At 66.2% G+C, this 15,415-nt stretch carries 18 protein-coding genes and 1 tRNA gene; 15 read left to right on the forward strand and 4 right to left on the reverse strand.

Annotated elements, in window-relative coordinates:
- The first annotated feature begins 42 nt into the window (after positions 1-42).
- The 10 genes from F788_RS0112370 (at position 43) to iscR (ending at position 9,224) form a co-directional block, all read left to right on the forward strand.
- Positions 43-678 carry a phosphoribosylanthranilate isomerase gene (locus F788_RS0112370; RefSeq protein ID WP_019590356.1) on the forward strand — a complete coding sequence of 212 codons (636 nt, stop codon included), beginning with the start codon at positions 43-45 and terminating at the stop codon, positions 676-678.
- A complete protein-coding gene (gene trpB, locus F788_RS0112375) occupies positions 671-1,882 on the forward strand; it encodes a tryptophan synthase subunit beta (protein WP_019590357.1) in 1,212 nt (403 codons plus the stop codon). The genes F788_RS0112370 and trpB overlap by 8 nt, the downstream gene beginning before the upstream one ends.
- Entirely contained in the window at positions 1,879-2,712 is an 834-nt protein-coding gene (trpA, locus tag F788_RS0112380; protein WP_019590358.1) for a tryptophan synthase subunit alpha, read from the forward strand. Before trpB ends, trpA begins: the two co-directional genes overlap by 4 nt.
- 32 nt (positions 2,713-2,744) lie before the next feature.
- A complete protein-coding gene (accD, locus tag F788_RS0112385; RefSeq protein ID WP_019590359.1) occupies positions 2,745-3,710 on the forward strand; it encodes an acetyl-CoA carboxylase, carboxyltransferase subunit beta in 966 nt (321 codons plus the stop codon).
- Between the two features lie 4 nt (positions 3,711-3,714).
- Positions 3,715-5,073, forward strand: coding sequence for a folylpolyglutamate synthase/dihydrofolate synthase family protein (locus tag F788_RS0112390; protein WP_019590360.1), 1,359 nt, complete (start codon positions 3,715-3,717; stop codon positions 5,071-5,073).
- Positions 5,049-5,672, forward strand: a complete 624-nt coding sequence (locus F788_RS0112395; RefSeq protein ID WP_019590361.1) for an SPOR domain-containing protein — start codon at positions 5,049-5,051, stop codon at positions 5,670-5,672. The genes F788_RS0112390 and F788_RS0112395 overlap by 25 nt, the downstream gene beginning before the upstream one ends.
- Before the next feature lie 54 nt (positions 5,673-5,726).
- Positions 5,727-6,317: a CvpA family protein gene (locus tag F788_RS0112400; RefSeq protein ID WP_019590362.1), complete on the forward strand. Its 591-nt coding sequence runs from the start codon at positions 5,727-5,729 to the stop codon at positions 6,315-6,317.
- An 87-nt stretch (positions 6,318-6,404) separates the two neighbouring features.
- Entirely contained in the window at positions 6,405-7,916 is a 1,512-nt protein-coding gene (gene purF, locus F788_RS0112405) for an amidophosphoribosyltransferase (protein ID WP_019570845.1), read from the forward strand.
- Between the two features lie 11 nt (positions 7,917-7,927).
- Positions 7,928-8,497, forward strand: a complete 570-nt coding sequence (locus F788_RS0112410) for a L,D-transpeptidase (protein WP_026332784.1) — start codon at positions 7,928-7,930, stop codon at positions 8,495-8,497.
- Positions 8,498-8,744: 247 nt separating this feature from the next.
- Positions 8,745-9,224, forward strand: coding sequence for a Fe-S cluster assembly transcriptional regulator IscR (iscR, locus tag F788_RS0112415; RefSeq protein ID WP_018936055.1), 480 nt, complete (start codon positions 8,745-8,747; stop codon positions 9,222-9,224).
- A gap of 111 nt (positions 9,225-9,335) precedes the next feature.
- On the opposite strand, the gene F788_RS0112425 is transcribed toward iscR, so the two are convergent.
- Both F788_RS0112425 and F788_RS0112430 read right to left on the reverse strand, forming a co-directional pair.
- On the reverse strand, positions 9,336-10,151 hold the full coding sequence (locus F788_RS0112425) for a TIGR01458 family HAD-type hydrolase (protein ID WP_018870840.1): 816 nt from the start codon (positions 10,149-10,151) through the stop codon (positions 9,336-9,338).
- 30 nt (positions 10,152-10,181) lie between these two features.
- Positions 10,182-10,793, reverse strand: a complete 612-nt coding sequence (locus F788_RS0112430; RefSeq protein WP_019590364.1) for a methyltransferase domain-containing protein — start codon at positions 10,791-10,793, stop codon at positions 10,182-10,184.
- A gap of 110 nt (positions 10,794-10,903) precedes the next feature.
- On the opposite strand from F788_RS0112430, the gene F788_RS0112435 reads away from it, so the two are divergent.
- Both F788_RS0112435 and F788_RS0112440 read left to right on the forward strand, forming a co-directional pair.
- On the forward strand, positions 10,904-11,617 hold the full coding sequence (locus F788_RS0112435) for an MBL fold metallo-hydrolase (RefSeq protein ID WP_018870842.1): 714 nt from the start codon (positions 10,904-10,906) through the stop codon (positions 11,615-11,617).
- Positions 11,618-11,683: 66 nt separating this feature from the next.
- Positions 11,684-11,760 (forward strand) — tRNA-Arg (locus F788_RS0112440).
- A 166-nt stretch (positions 11,761-11,926) separates the two neighbouring features.
- Here F788_RS0112440 and F788_RS0112445 read toward each other — a convergent pair.
- Positions 11,927-12,145 carry a helix-turn-helix transcriptional regulator gene (locus F788_RS0112445; protein WP_019590366.1) on the reverse strand — a complete coding sequence of 73 codons (219 nt, stop codon included), beginning with the start codon at positions 12,143-12,145 and terminating at the stop codon, positions 11,927-11,929.
- Between the two features lie 146 nt (positions 12,146-12,291).
- Here F788_RS0112445 and F788_RS14170 point away from each other — a divergent pair, with 146 nt between their 5' ends.
- Genes F788_RS14170 through F788_RS0112460 form a run of 3 tightly spaced genes read left to right on the forward strand, consistent with a single transcriptional unit; the run spans position 12,292 to position 14,717 of the window.
- Positions 12,292-12,534 (forward strand): hypothetical protein, encoded by a 243-nt coding sequence (locus tag F788_RS14170; RefSeq protein ID WP_019590367.1) that lies wholly within the window; start codon positions 12,292-12,294, stop codon positions 12,532-12,534.
- Positions 12,527-13,759 carry a site-specific integrase gene (locus tag F788_RS0112455; RefSeq protein ID WP_026332785.1) on the forward strand — a complete coding sequence of 411 codons (1,233 nt, stop codon included), beginning with the start codon at positions 12,527-12,529 and terminating at the stop codon, positions 13,757-13,759. The genes F788_RS14170 and F788_RS0112455 overlap by 8 nt, the downstream gene beginning before the upstream one ends.
- Complete coding sequence (locus F788_RS0112460; protein ID WP_019590369.1) at positions 13,749-14,717, forward strand: hypothetical protein; 969 nt, start codon at positions 13,749-13,751, stop codon at positions 14,715-14,717. The genes F788_RS0112455 and F788_RS0112460 overlap by 11 nt, the downstream gene beginning before the upstream one ends.
- A gap of 275 nt (positions 14,718-14,992) precedes the next feature.
- Here the strand turns inward: F788_RS0112460 and F788_RS0112465 are convergent.
- A partial coding sequence (locus F788_RS0112465; protein WP_019590370.1) for an IS256 family transposase occupies positions 14,993-15,415 on the reverse strand: 423 nt, incomplete at its 5' end.

A 15,415-nucleotide genomic window follows, 5' to 3' on the forward strand; every position in this document is an offset into this window, starting at 1 on the left:
GGGTATCCGCGGGAATACGGCGCGTTCTGGTAGGCTTGGCCAATGCGTTATCGGATCAAGATCTGCGGGGTCACGACCCCGGAACAGGCGCGCGCGGCGGCCGAGGCCGGGGCCGATGCCGTGGGCCTGGTGTTTCATCCGGCCAGTCGGCGTTGCGTGGGCGCGGAGCAGGCCGCAGGGATTGCCGCGGCGCTGCCGCCGCTGGTGAGCGCCGTGGGTCTGTTCGTGGATCCGGATCCCCGGCGGGTGGAGGAGATCCTGGACGTCGTGCCGCTGGACTGCCTGCAGTTTCACGGGAACGAGGAGGCGGCGGACTGTACGCGGTTCGGCCGGCCGTATCTGAAGGCGGTCGCGATGGCCGGCGGTGCGGATCCGCGCCGGGCGATGGACGCGCACCCGCAGGCACGCGGGTTCCTGCTCGACAGCCACGGTGGCGGGCGTACCGGCGGAACCGGTCACCGCTTCGACTGGTCGCGGATTCCGGCCGATCTGCCACGGCCGTGGCTGCTGGCCGGCGGTCTGGATCCCGAGTCGGTACAGACGGCATTGAACGTAACGCGGCCCTGGGGGGTCGACGTGAGTTCCGGGGTGGAGTCCGCACCCGGGATCAAGGAACCGGAACGCATGCGCGCCTTCGTGCGCGCGGTGCGACGCAACGAGGTGACACTGAATGAGTGAAGCGATCGACTGGGGGGCGTTCCCGGATGCCCGCGGGCATTTCGGCGTGTACGGCGGGCGGTTCGTGTCGGAGACCCTGATGGGGGCGCTGGACGAACTGCAGGGCGTGTACGAACGCTACATGAAGGACCCGGCATTTCTGGCCGAGCTGGATCGCGACCTGCGGCAGTTCGTGGGGCGGCCGAATCCGCTCTATCACGCGGAGCGGCTATCGCGCGAGCTGGGTGGCGCGCAGATCTATCTCAAGCGCGAAGACCTCAACCACACCGGCGCGCACAAGGTGAACAACACCATTGGCCAGGCACTGCTGGCGCGGCATCTCGGCAAGAAGCGCATCATCGCCGAGACCGGGGCCGGGCAGCACGGCGTGGCCACCGCCACGGTGGCGGCCCGCCTGGGTCTGGAGTGCGTGATCTACATGGGCGAGGAAGATACTCGCCGTCAGGCCCCCAATGTGTACCGCATGCGTCTGCTGGGCGCCGAGGTGGTGCCGGTGACCTCCGGGACCCGCACCCTGAAGGATGCCCTCAACGAGGCGATGCGCGACTGGGTCACCAACGTCGACGACACCTTCTACATCATCGGCACGGTCGCCGGTCCGCACCCGTATCCGGCGATGGTCCGCGACTTCCAGGCGGTGATCGGACGCGAGGCCCGCGAGCAGCACGTGGAAGCGACCGGTCGCCTGCCCGACACCCTGGTGGCCTGCGTGGGTGGCGGTTCCAATGCCATCGGACTGTTCCATCCGTTTCTTGCGGATGAGTCCGTGGAGATGGTCGGCGTGGAAGCCGGCGGCGAGGGCGTGGACACCGGCCGCCATTCCGCGCCGCTGGGCGCCGGGCGCCCCGGCGTGCTGCACGGCAACCGCACCTACCTGATGGAAGACGACAACGGCCAGATCATCGGCACGCACTCCATCTCGGCCGGGCTGGACTACCCCGGCGTGGGGCCGGAGCATGCGTGGCTGAAGGAAATCGGCCGGGCGAGCTACGTGTCGGTGACGGACGATCAGGCTCTGGCCGGCTTCCATCGACTGACCCGCACCGAGGGCATCATCCCGGCGCTGGAAACCAGCCACGCCATCGCGCACGTGCTCGATCTGGCGCCCACCATGCGCCCGGACCAGAGCATCATCGTCAACCTGTCCGGCCGTGGCGACAAGGATCTCGCCACCGTGGCCGACCGCGAGGGGATTACGCTGTGAGCCGCATCCAGCAACGCTTCGAACAATGCCGTGGGGCCGGCCGAGCGGCCCTGGTGCCCTATATCACCGCGGGCGACCCGGAGCCGGGAGCGACAGTCGACCTGATGCATGCGCTGGTGGAGGCCGGCGCGGACCTGGTCGAGCTGGGGGTCCCGTTTTCCGACCCGATGGCCGACGGGCCGGTGATCCAGCGCGCGCACGAGCGGGCCCTGCAGCATGGCACCGGACTGCGCGACGTGCTGGAGATGGTGCGTCAGTTCCGCGAACGCGACGCGGATACCCCGGTGGTGCTGATGGGCTATCTGAATCCGGTCGAGCGCATGGGTTTCGAGACCTTCGCCACCGAGGCCGCGGCGGCCGGGCTGGACGGTCTGCTGACGGTGGACCTGCCGCCGGAGGAATGCGACGAGGTGACCGGGCTGCTCGACCGGGCCGGGATCGATCCGATCTTCCTGGTGGCCCCGACAACCTCCAGCGAACGTATCGGTCACCTGGCGCGTGCTGCGCGCGGGTTTGTGTATTACGTTTCGCTCAAGGGCGTGACCGGTTCGCAGAGTCTGGACCCCTCGGCACTGAATGAACGCCTCGATACGATCCGCCAATACACCGATCTGCCGCTGGGCGTGGGTTTCGGGATCCGCGACGCGGAATCCGCGGCGGCCGTGGCGCGGGTGGCCGACGCGGTGGTGGTTGGCAGTGCGCTGGTCAGCCTGGCGGAGGCCCATCCGGGGGATTCGGCGGGCTTCATCCGTGCGGCGGCGGACAAACTCGGTGAGATGCGTCGCGCGATGGATGCGGCACGCTCCACGAGTGCCGCCGGCTCGGTGTAGAATACGCGTTTTGCGTCCGTGACGGAGTCGGCATGAGCTGGTTCGAAAAGTTGATGCCCTCGCGCATCCGCACCGACAACGCGAACAAGCGCGGGGTCCCGGAAGGTCTGTGGGTGCGTTGCGAAGGTTGTGATGCCACGCTCTACCGTCCCGAGGTGGAGCGCAATCTGGACGTGTGCCCGAAGTGCGGCCACCACCGGCGCATGCATGCGCGGCGGCGTCTGGAGACCTTCCTCGACGAACAGGGACGCGAGGAGATTGCGGAAAACATCGAATCCTCGGATGTCCTCAAGTTCCGCGATTCCAAGAAATACAAGGACCGCCTCGCGGCCGCGCAGAAATCCACCGGTGAGCGCGACGCCCTGGTGGTGATGGAAGGGCAGCTGCTGGGCCGGCCACTGGTGGCCTCGGCCTTCGATTTTCGTTTCATGGGCGGCTCCATGGGCTCGGCGGTCGGCGAGCGCTTCGTGTGCGGTGCGGATCGGGCGCTGGAGAAACAGATCCCGCTGGTCTGCTTCAGCGCCTCGGGCGGAGCGCGCATGCAGGAGGCGCTGTTCTCGCTGCTGCAGATGGCCAAGACCAGCGCGGTACTGGCGCGCCTGCGCGAGGAGCGCATCCCGTTCGTCTCGGTGATGACCGATCCCACCATGGGCGGGGTTTCGGCCAGTCTGGCCATGCTGGGCGATGTCAACGCGGCGGAACCCCAGGCGCTGATCGGTTTTGCCGGCCCGCGGGTGATCGAGCAGACGGTGCGAGAGACCCTGCCGGAGGGCTTTCAGCGCTCGGAATTCCTGCTGGATCACGGTGCCATCGACATGATTGTCGACCGTCGCGAGATGCGCACCCGCATGGCGTCCATCCTGGGCATGATGATGCACGCGCCGGCCCCGGGTGAGGATCCCGAGCCCGGAAGCCGCGAAGCCCATTCCGGTTCCGTGGACGCGGCCGTGCCGGCCACCGCGGGAGCGGACGAAAGCCGCGGCCGGCCGGCCGACTGAGGCCGTGCGCTTCGAACGTCTCGACGACTGGCTGAGCTGGCAGGAGACCCTGCATCCGGTCGCCATGGATCTGACCCTGGAGCGGGCGACCCTGGTCGCCGATCGCCTGGGGCTGTGCCGGCATGCGCCGCGTACGGTGCTGGTGGCCGGGACCAACGGCAAGGGCAGTGTGGCCACGCGTACCGCGGCCCTGTTGCAGGCAATGGGTCTGCGCACCGGTCTGTTCACCTCCCCCCACCTGGTTCGCTACAACGAGCGCATTCGCATCAACGGCGTCGAGGCCGAGGACGATGCGCTGTGCCGGGCCTTTGACGCGGTGGATCGGGCGCGGGGCGAGGACTCGCTGACCTATTTCGAATTTGCCGCGCTCGCCGCCGGCTGGCTGTTTCGCGAGGCCGCGGTGGACGTGCAGGTGCTGGAGGTCGGCCTGGGCGGGCGGTTGGACGCGACCAATATCTGGGACGCCGACATTGCGGTCATTACCGCGGTGGATCTGGACCATCAGAAATGGCTGGGCGACACCCGCGAGGCGATCGGGGCCGAAAAGGCGGGGATCCTGCGCGAGGCTCGCCCGCTGATGCTGGGCGACCCGGATCCGCCGGACAGCGTGCAGGCCAGGGCTCGCCTGCTCGACGTGCCGGTACGTCAGGTGGGCGAGGACTACGACCTGCAGCCTGCCGTGGGGCGCGCAGATGCGCTGCGGTGGTGCTTCGAAGCCGAGGAGACGCTGCTGGAGCTGGCGCCGGAGGCGGTCGCGACCGTGGATGGCGCGGCACGCATGAACCTGGCCACGGCCATGGCCGTGGTGGCGGGTCTCGGGCTGGAATACCGCCTGGACGGCGCCGTGGTGGTGGCCGCGTTGTGCAGCCAGGCGCCGGGTCGGCTGCAGCGGATTCGCCCGGGTGGGGCCGAGCCCGAATGGTTGCTCGACGTGGCCCATAACGGGCATGCGGTCGCGGAACTGGCTCGCTGGCTGCGGGCGCGACCGGTATCGGGTCCGGTGGTCGCCGCCGTGGCGGTGATGGCCGACAAGGAGCGCGCCGCGATGTGGGCGGCCCTGGACGAGGTGGTCGACCACTGGGTGCCGCTGTCCCTGGATCTTCCGCGCGCGCTTCCGGCGGCTGACATGGCCGCGGAGCTGGCCGCAGCCGGTGTCAGTCGGGTTGAAGCCCCGGCGGCGAGCGTGGCGCAGGGGCTGGATCGGGCGCGGGAGCTGGCCGGGGCGTCGGGTCGCGTGGTGGTGTTCGGGTCGTTCCACACCGTGGCTGCCGCCGCGACCGAAGGGCCCGCGTTCCTGGCCGAGGCGGCAGCCACGGCGACGCGCCCGGTGGAGCGGGTATGCACGGCCGAGGTGTCACCGTGAGCGACGAGCCGGTTGTGCGTTATCGCCTGGTCGGCGCGGTGATCCTGATCGCGCTCGCGGTGATCTTCCTGCCATGGTTGTTCGACGGGGCGGGCTACCAGTACATGACGGATGCGGAAGACCCGGTCCCCGAGGCACCGCAGTTCGCCGAGCCGGACGTGCCGTTGCCATCGGAACGTGACACGCGCATGCGCGATGAAGCACCGGAGGACGAGATGGAAACGCCCGGCATGGATACGTCGCGCGTTGCGGAGGCGCGCAGACTGCCATCGGACCATGACGCGGAAGACGACATGGCCGGGGACGACGCGGCGCAGGGGCCGGAACCGCTGCGGCGCGAGGGGGAACCGACGCAGGAGGTTAGCAGTGGATGGGCGGTCCAGGTCGGCAGTTACCGTGACGGGGATAATGCGCGCGAACAGGAACGGGCCCTGCGGGATGCCGGCCTGGCGGCGTTTGTCGAGGACGTGACGGTGGACGGCGAGACCGTCTACCGGGTCAAGGTCGGGCCTCGGGCCGATCGCGAAGCGGCGATCCGCCTGCGCGAGGACCTGGAAGAAGAACGGGATTTGTCCGGGATCGTGGTGACCTTCCCCTGAAGGCCGCCACGCATCGATGTACGTGTTCCAGCAAGCCTGCGATAGACTGACACCGTGAACTGGATCGACCTTGTCATTATTGCCCTGATCGCCGTATCAGGAGTCATCAGCCTGTTCCGCGGATTCGTGCGCGAGACCTTCTCGCTGGCGACGTGGATCGTGGGCGTATGGGTGGGCATCCGCTTTGCCGCCGACGTGGCCGTGGTCCTGCCGGATGCGATCCCGGACGAGACCATCCGTCTGGCGATCGGCTTCGCCGTGCTGTTCATCGCCGTGCTGATCGTGGGCGGCCTGCTGGGCGTGCTGGCGGGCAAGCTGGTGAAGGGAACCGGGCTCACCGGGACCGACCGTGCCCTGGGTGTCATCTTTGGTGCTCTGCGCGGGGTGGTGCTGGTGGCCATGCTGGTGTTCCTCGCCTCGCTGACCCTGATGCCGGAGGAGGGCTGGTGGGAGCGCAGCATGCTCATCCCGCATTTCGAGCGCGTGGTCGACTGGATGCTGGGACTGCTCCCGGAAGACTGGCAGGAACATCTGGAGGGTCTGGTGTCCGGCGGCGAGACGGACGCGGGCGCCGGCGGGGAGGCCCCGTTCCCGTTCGAGTCCGGGGCCGAACCGGACGCCGAACCGCCGGATGCGCCGCAATAGGACGTCATCCGTAATCATCACCCGTCGACACGAATCACCGATCCGGCCCGGTCACGCAAGGGCCATCCCGAACCCCCTGGAGTCAGTATGTGCGGAGTTGTCGGAATCGTTGGCCGTTCCCCGGTCAATCAGCCCATTTATGATGCCCTGCTGGTGCTGCAGCACCGTGGCCAGGACGCCGCGGGCATCGTGACCTGCGACGATGACGGGCGGCTGCATCTGCGCAAGGACAACGGGCTGGTGCGGGATGTGTTCAACAACCATCACATGCAGACGCTGACCGGCAACATGGGGATCGGCCATGTGCGTTATCCCACCGCCGGTTCCTCGTCTTCGGCCGAGGCCCAGCCGTTCTACGTGAATTCGCCGTTCGGCATCACGCTGGGGCACAACGGCAACCTGACCAATGCCGGGGAACTCAAGCACGAGCTGTTCGCGACCGATCGGCGCCACATCAATACCGATTCCGACTCCGAAATCCTGCTCAACGTCTTCGCCCAGGAGCTGCTCCGGTTCATCGACAACGGCCTGACGCCGGACTCTGTCTTCGATGCGGTGGAACGGGTGCACCAGCGGGCGCGCGGGGCGTACGGCGTGGTGGCCATGATCGCCGGCCGCGGGATGCTGGCGTTCCGCGACCCGCAGGGGATCCGGCCGCTGGTCTACGGCTCGCGCGAGGCCGAAGACGGTGAGGGACGGGAGTGGATGGCGGCCTCCGAGAGCGCGGCGCTGGAGTCGCTGGGCTTCGAGCTGGAGCGTGACCTGGCCCCCGGCGAGGCGCTGTTCGTTACGCCCGAGGGGGAGGTGTACACGCGCGCCTGCGCGGAGAATACGCGGCTGACGCCCTGCATGTTCGAGCATGTGTATTTTGCCCGGCCCGATTCGGTGATCGACAACGTGTTCGTCCATCGCGCGCGCATGCGCATGGGCACCGCGCTGGGCGAGAAGATCCGCCGCGAGTGGCCGGATCACGATATCGACGTGATCGTGCCCATCCCCGACACGGGTCGCACCGTCGCGCTGGAGATGGCCCACGAGCTGGATATCAAGTACCGCGAGGGCTTCATCAAGAACCGCTACATCGGCCGAACTTTCATCATGCCGGGGCAGACCAAGCGGCAGAAGTCGGTACGGCAGAAGCTCAATGCCATCTCGCTGGAGTTCCGGGGCAAGAACGTGATGCTGGTGGACGATTCCATCGTGCGCGGGACCACGTCGCGCGAGATCGTGCTGATGGCGCGCGAGGCGGGGGCGAAGAAAGTGTATTTCGCCTCCGCCGCGCCGCCGGTGCGCTATCCCAATGTCTACGGGATCGACATGCCGGCTGCACACGAGCTGATCGCCCACGGGCGCGACGAGGACGAGGTGTGCGAGGCGATCGCGGCCGATCGGCTGATCTACCAGGACCTGGAAGACCTGAAGGCAGCGGTGTGGCGCGGTAACCGCGCGATCGACGAATTCGACTGCTCGGTATTCACCGGCGAATACGTGACCGAGTTGCCGGATGGCTATCTGGACCAGCTGGCCGCGGCCCGCGCCGACGGCGTGAAGAACACCCCGGTCGCGGGCGAAGTCCTCGACCTGGCCAACAAGAAGTAGGCGACGTGACCTTGCCCTCGCTCGAATGGATCGAACCGGTGGTGGCCGACGCCCGTGAACGGGCGCGGGCCTCCGCCGATCTGCCGGTGGTCGTGGTCCGCGTGGACCAGCAGCGCCTCTACGTGTGGGAGGGCGGCCGGGTGACCGATATCTTCGAGGTGTCCACCGCCGAGAACGGCGTGGGTAACGAGGACGGGAGCCTCAAGACCCCGCCGGGTCTGCATCGCATCGCCGAGCGCTTCGGCGAGGGCGCCCCGAAGGGCACCATCTTCCGCGCCCGGGGCAATACCGGGCAGACGGCCGAGATCCTCACCGGCCCCGATGAACGCAGTCCGCGTGACAACATCACCTCGCGGATCCTGTGGCTGGAAGGTCTGGAAGATGGTGTGAACCGTGGCGAGGGCATCGACTCGCTGCAGCGTTACATCTACATCCATGGTACCGACGAAGAGGGTCGCATCGGCCAGCCGGCCTCGCATGGTTGCGTGCGCATGCGCAATGACGAGGTCATCGAGCTGTTCCCCCGTCTCCCGGTCGGCACGCCCGTTCGGATCCTGCCGGACGTCGGGGCGGGGTCGTAGTCCGTCCGGGTCTATAGCCCCGATACCGCCAGGGAAAAAATCCCCGCGATTGTTGGAACTTTGACCGTTCCCGAATATCCTAATGCGTACAACCGTTAGAAAAGCGTGAAATCTGTCAAAGCGCTTGTTAGGATAGCGGAATTATTCCTGACCATGGTTGTCGGGAACTAGGAACGGAATCTGTTGCCATAAGGATTGGGAAAAGGAACAAGGCGACATACCGACCACGATTTCGGAGGCGAAAGACATGAAACTCTCGACCAAGGGCCGCTATGCGGTGACAGCAATGATGGACCTGGCGATTCACGACCGGATCGGTCCGGTGACCCTCGCCGACATTTCCCAGTGCCAGGGGATCTCCCTGTCCTATCTGGAGCAGCTGTTTGCGAAGCTGCGCAAGGCGGGTCTGGTCGAAGGGGTCCGCGGTCCCGGCGGTGGTTACCGTCTGGCCAAGCGTGCTGACCAGATCAGCGTCGCGAACATCATCACGGCGGTGGATGAGTCGGTGGACGTGACCCGCTGCAAGGGCCACAAGGACTGCCAGGAGGGCGATCGCTGCCTGACCCACGAGCTGTGGGACGAGCTGAGTCAGCAGCTGTACGATTTCCTCGACGGCATCACCCTGGCGCAGTTCGCCAACCGTCCGGAAGTGCAGAAGGTGGCGCGGCAGCAGGACGAGCGTCGCGGCGCCCGGCACCACTTCATCTTCCGTAACGACGCCGCCTGATCACGATCAACGGTGCGGCCCGCCCTGGCGGGTCGTGCCGGGTTCGTGGTCCGGTACCCTATCCGCCCCGTCGGTCTTCTCCCCCCGGAAGTCCGTCGGGGCGGTCCTCATTCAGGGGCGTTCCCGCTCGGGATGGCAGGCGGGATCCAGCAGGCCGTCCACGACATCCGCCAGATCGCCCGCCAGTCCCGCACCGGGGTGACCGCACAGGTTCTCGTCGCCGGGCTGGTACTTGCCCGTCTGTACCAGGCAGGCGGCCATGCCCGCCTCCAGTGCCCCGTCGACATCGGCGGTCACGTCATCCCCCACCATCAGGACCTCTTCCGGTTGCAGTCCCAGATCGGCGACGGCGGCGTGGAACAGGCGCGGGTCCGGCTTGCCGAAGTTTTCCGCGGTGACGTCGGCGGCGAATTCCAGCGCGCGCACGAACGGGCCCAGATCCAGCGACAGACCGTCCCCTTCGCGGAAATACCGGTTCAGTCCCATGACCCACAGGGGTGCCCCGTGCATCAGCACCCGGAACGCGCCGTTGAGATGGGCATAGTCGAAGGCCTCGCCCATGTCGCCCATGACCACGACGTCGGGATCTTCCGTCGGCAGGTCCGCGAACTCCGGCGCGAGATCCGGATTCAGCAGCAGGAGCGGCCGCCGCCCTTCGGCCTGCAGGCGGGCGTGAATGGCCGCGGGCGCGGTGGCCAGGTGCTCCGGCTGGATGCTGAAGCCCAGCGCGTCCATCTCCCGCACGATGCGGGATCGGGAATGCCGCGTGGTATTGGTGACGTAGCGCACCGGGTAGCCGGCGCTGTGCAGGCGCCGGAGGGCATCGGCCGCCCCGGGCAGCGCCTTGTCCCCGACATACAGGACACCGGAGAGATCCAGAAGCACCGCGCGGATGGCGTTGAGGCCGCTGGGGGGCTGCAGGAACATGGTCACCTCCCGGCCGCCGGGCGGCCCGTGTCAGCGCCGGATCAGCCGGCGCAGGATTTCATGCTTGCCGTTGAAGTGCTCCGTGGCCCCGGCGTCGTCGCGCCAGATCCAGTGCTCCTCGGGAAACAGTGCCTGCATGTCGGGCAGCGCGCAATGATAGGGCGGTCCGCCTTCGCGTTCGGTCTGCATGAAGCAGGCGAACAGCTCGCCACCCGGGCGCAGCCAGCGCCGCAGGCGATCGGCGTACGCCTCCCACTGCGCGGGAGGCAGGGCACACAGCGAGGTCTGCTCGTAGATGGCGTCCGCGGGCGCCTCCGGCATCCAGTCGAGCATGTCGGCCTGTACGGCTGCCGCGTGTGCCTGCAGGCCCCGGCGTTCCAGCACCGCCTGCAGATGTTCGACCGGGGTGGGCGCCACGTCCAGGCCGGTGACCCGGAAGCCGCGTTCGGCCAGCGCCGGAACCTCGTGGCCATAGCCGCAGCCCGGCACCAGCACATGGGCGCCGGGCGCGAGATCGGTGAGCGCCAGCCAGCGCTCCAGGGAAGGGCTGGGTTCGCCCCGGTCCCAGCGGGTCGAGCCCGCGTCATAACGGGCCTGCCAGTGCTGTTCGGGGTTTTCGGCTTCGGGCGCGGAACTTTGCATGACGTTTCGGGATTCCACAGGATACGGGTTTACTTCCTTATGGTAGCCGGCCCGCGTTCCGGGCCGGAATCGCGACAGCATTACCACGGACATCACCACGGAGACAGCCAATGCCCCAGTCCAGTGCGCTTCCTTATCGGATCCACCGCCAGGAACTCGGTCCCATGGAGAACTTCGTCTACCTGATCGAAGATATGGGCAGCCGGCGCGCCGCCGTGGTGGATCCGGCCTGGGACCCCGACGCGATCCTGCGCCAGGCGCGGGAACAGGACGTGGAGATCAGCGACATCCTGCTGACCCACAGCCATCACGACCACATCAATGGCATCGAGGCGATCCTCGAGTACAACCCCTCGGCGCGTCTGCACCTGCTCAAGCCCGAGGCGGAGTTCTGGGGCCGCGACCTGGAACAGCCGCAGCTGCACCACGGTGGCGACCGCTTCATGCTCGGCGACACCGAGATCCGCCTGCTGCACACCCCCGGTCATACCCCGGGCTCGACCTGCTTCCACATGCCGGCCGGCGACGACCTCATCACCGGGGATACCCTGTTCGTGTTCGGCTGCGGCCGTTGCGATCTGCACGGCGGCGACCCCGAGCAGATGTTCCACACCCTGAAGGGCCTGCGCGAGGGCCTGCCGGAGCACACCTGCATCCATCCCGGCCACAACTACGCGGAAAAGCCCGAATCGACGCTGGCCGAGGAAGAAGAGGGCAACCCGTTCATGCACTTCGAGGCGGTGGACGACTTCGTGCATTACCGCATGCACGAACACGACCGCGTTCGCAGCCAGCCGTATCACCCCGTGCCGCGCAAGCGCTGAAAGGATTCGTCCGGGGGGGGCTTGCATCACTCGGTCCGGATCCCCATAATTCGCTTTTCAGTCGACGCGCCCGTAGCTCAGCTGGATAGAGTACCTGGCTACGAACCAGGCGGTCGGAGGTTCGAATCCTCCCGGGCGCGCCATTATTTCGAGAAAGGGATCAGTGACTTACAGTCGCTGGTCCCTTTTTCATTTGGGGCCTTCCAACCCTCTGTGACCACGCTGTGACCGTCATGTGACCGGTCTCAATCGGTGTCTTCCTGCCTCCTTCGAATTTGACCGCCTGGCTCTGTGACCGGTCCGGCCCCGTCAGCGGGATTCACCGGCACCCTCCACGCGTTCGAAAAGATCCCCGACCTCACACTGGAAATAACAGCACAAGCGGTCGATGGCATCCAGGTCTACCCGACTCGCTGTCTCGTTGTATAGAAGCGAGATGGTGTTGCGGTTCAGGCCCGTGTCGCGCGCTACGTCTGCAATCTTTAGCTTGCGCTCGCCCATGAGCCGCGATAAGTGGCATTTGATCATACGCTACCTGTGAGAATGCGATTCTATATGGCAAAAAAGCTTGACAGGCGTCATTATGCCGCCTAAAGTGTCATTCAGGATGGCAAAACGGCTCTAAGGAAGGCGTTTTGTGATCCTGAATGCATTATCTCATATAGGAGTGAAAAATGGCACAGAACCTCACATATCTCACCACCGAAGCTCTCGCGGAGCGAATCCAGTACACCCCCCGGACTATCCGGGACAGCCTGAAAGACAACGTGCTTATCGAGGGGGTCCACTATTTTCGGCCGTTCGGGGGGCGGAAGATCCTGTACATCTGGGAAACGATCGAACGGGACATGTGGGAGGGCGCTCCTGCAGACGACCTGAGCATTCCCATGGCGTCGGGAGGTACTTGCCATGGTTAAGGTTCGAGCCCGGAAAGAGAGCGGCAAGCTCGTCTTCGATTTTCGGTACAAGGGTAAGCGATGCCGGGAGACGACGACGTTGGATGACACCCCGGCCAACCGGCGGAAGATGGAGAAGGTGGCGAAGAAGATGGATGCCGAGATGACCCTCGGTACCTTCGCCTACCGGGAGTACTTTCCGCAGAGCCGTCGGCTTAAGGAGTTCGAGGCCCTGGAACGGGCCTCTGGGGCCGAAGCCGAGGCAGAAGCAAGCGAGCCCGAGTCGGATGTTCCACTGTTCCGCGATTTCGCGGAGCAGTGGCTCCAGGAGAACGAGGTGCGCTGGCGCTTCAAGACGCTCGAGAGCAATCGAAGCGCCCTCAGACGACACCTGATCCCCCAGTTCGGTGACTGGAAGGTCAGCGACATCAGCAAGGCGGACGTTCTTGCATTCCGGTCGACACTCGCCAAAGTCCCCGGCCGGAAGGGCAACGCTACGCTCTCGCCCAAGACCATCAACCACACCCTTGGGGTGCTGTCGATGGTGCTCGCCGAGGCCGCTGACCGTTTCCAGTTTACGTTCCCGCTGCAGAACCTGAAAAGGCTGAAGCAGCCCAAGCGGGAGATTCAGCCGTTCAGCTGGGATGAAGTCCAGCGGATCCTCGAGCACGTGCGGCCCGATTACCGGAACTACTTCGTGGTCCGCTTCTTCACCGGGCTGCGTACCGGGGAAGTGCACGGCCTCAAGTGGCGCCACGTGGATTTCGACAACGGCCTCATCCTGGTGCGCGAAACCTATAACCGGGGGAGGACGGAGTACACGAAGACCGATGGCTCGCAGCGGGACGTCATGATGTCCTCAGTGGTCGCCGATGCCCTGCGGGCACAGCGTGAGGCGACCGGTCGCAGCGACTACGTCTTCCACACGGCGAACGGGCAGCCACTGGATACCAAGAACGTGGCCGAACGGGTCTGGTATCCGCTGCTCCGCCATCTGGGGCTGGCGTTACGCCAGCCCTACCAGTGCCGGCACACCGCCGCCACATTGTGGCTGGCGGCCGGGGAGAACCCCGAGTGGATCGCGCGGCAGCTGGGCCATACCAGCACGGAAATGCTCTTTCGGGTCTATTCGCGATACGTGCCCAACCTGACGCGTCAGGACGGTTCGGCGATGGACCGTCTGTTGCGCGCGCGTTTCCACGGAGAGACCGACAACGAGGGCAAGGAGGTCCGGGATGAAGGCTGAAACGGTGGAACAGGTCCTGCAGATGCGGGACTACGAAGACATGGCGTGTCCGGAGCCTGTCGAGTTGTCGGCGCGCGTGGAAGTGGAGAACGAGGGGGTCGCATCTTCGGGCGAACGGGTCTTCCGCTTCCAGCTGTATGACACGACGGGGAGCGCGCGGGCGTACGGCCTGCGCCGCGACTGGGACGGGCACGGGTTGGTGAACGGGCAGTATCGGGATGTTTCCCTGCACACAGCCGTTAATCCGCGCGGGGAACGGGTGCTGGTGGCGCATCCCCTGTACGGCACCCGGCCGTGTGAACGGGATGCGCTGGAACTGCTGCCCGTTCATCGAGCGCCTTGCCCGGAAGATCTCGGTCGACTCGTACGGCTCGCGGAAGGCTTGAGGGTCGAGGCCTACCGAGACTTCCTGTGCACCGTCTTTGGTGATCCGGCGTTCACCCTGAGTTTTGTGATGGGCCGGGCCTCCGGGGACTGTCATCACCGGGAGCCGGGTGGTTTGCTGGCCCATAGCCTGGAGGTGGCCGAGGGGGTGATGTCTGCCACGGACACTATGAGTCTGGACCTCTATTCTCGGGAAGCCGGGATCCTGCTGGCGCTCTTTCATGATGTGGGGAAGTGCGCCGTCCCGGATGCCCACCGTATTCCGGAAAAGCGCCACGAGCGACTGATTGAGTATTATCTGCAGGAACCTATGGCCACGCTGCGGCACCGGGATCGGGACGCCCATGACGCGCTGTGGCGGGTGATTGATGCCTATCGCAGTGGTGACGACTACGGCGCGCCCATGGCGGCTCTGGTGAGGGGCCTTGATCAGTGTAGCGCCCACGCCGATGTTGCGGAGAGGGCGCTTCGGGCGCGCCGCAACGGATACTGGCATCGACTCTGCGGCGGGCGTCCTGTGTGGTTGTCGCCGAGCGATCCCGAGCGGCCACCCGGTCGGCTGGGGCGTGCATGACGTTGAGCGGAAAAGGCGGGGCAGGCCCCGCCTTTTCTTTTGGGTAATCGAAAACTCCGGAGATGCGGCTTCGCATGAGGATCCCGGGCGCAAGGGGCGAAGCGACCGCCATCCCGTACGGCTCGCGCGGATCTCGTGGCATGCTGGCTTCATGTGCGGACGAATGACGCGTTACAGCGCGACCAGCGAGCTGGCTGTTAATGGCCACGTAAACTGACCCTCTACTGGCCAACAATTGAGTTATGGTCAAGTCTGGTGTATGAGCGATCGCTGGTTCAGGCGGCGCTCCGGTCGGTGATGGAGGATGCCTCGTCGTTGGTCGGTTCGGTCTGCTCGACGCCGTCGATGAACGTGACCCCGCGCTCGAGCTTGTCGAGCCATTCGTAACCCCGGAGCCGACGCCAGCGCTTCTGCGCGCTCTGACCGAGCTTGAACGTCAGGCTCAGGACGGTGTTGCGGGTCACGCAGCCCCGGGTCTTGTCGGTGCGCAGCCGCACGGTGGCGAAGGTCGATTCGATCGGATGGGTGGTCCGGATCGACTGCCAGTGCGGGGCCGGGAAGTCGTAGAACGCCAGCAGGTCCTCCCGATCCTTGCGCAGCGTCTCGGCGGCTTTCGGGTACTTGTCGCCGTAGGCGGTCAGGAAGGCGTCGAAGGCCTGTTCGGCGTCGGCGCGGGTTTCGGCCATCCAGATCGCCTG

It is taken from the genome of Thioalkalivibrio sp. ALE10 (genome assembly GCF_000381385.1).
GTDB lineage: Bacteria > Pseudomonadota > Gammaproteobacteria > Ectothiorhodospirales > Ectothiorhodospiraceae > Thioalkalivibrio.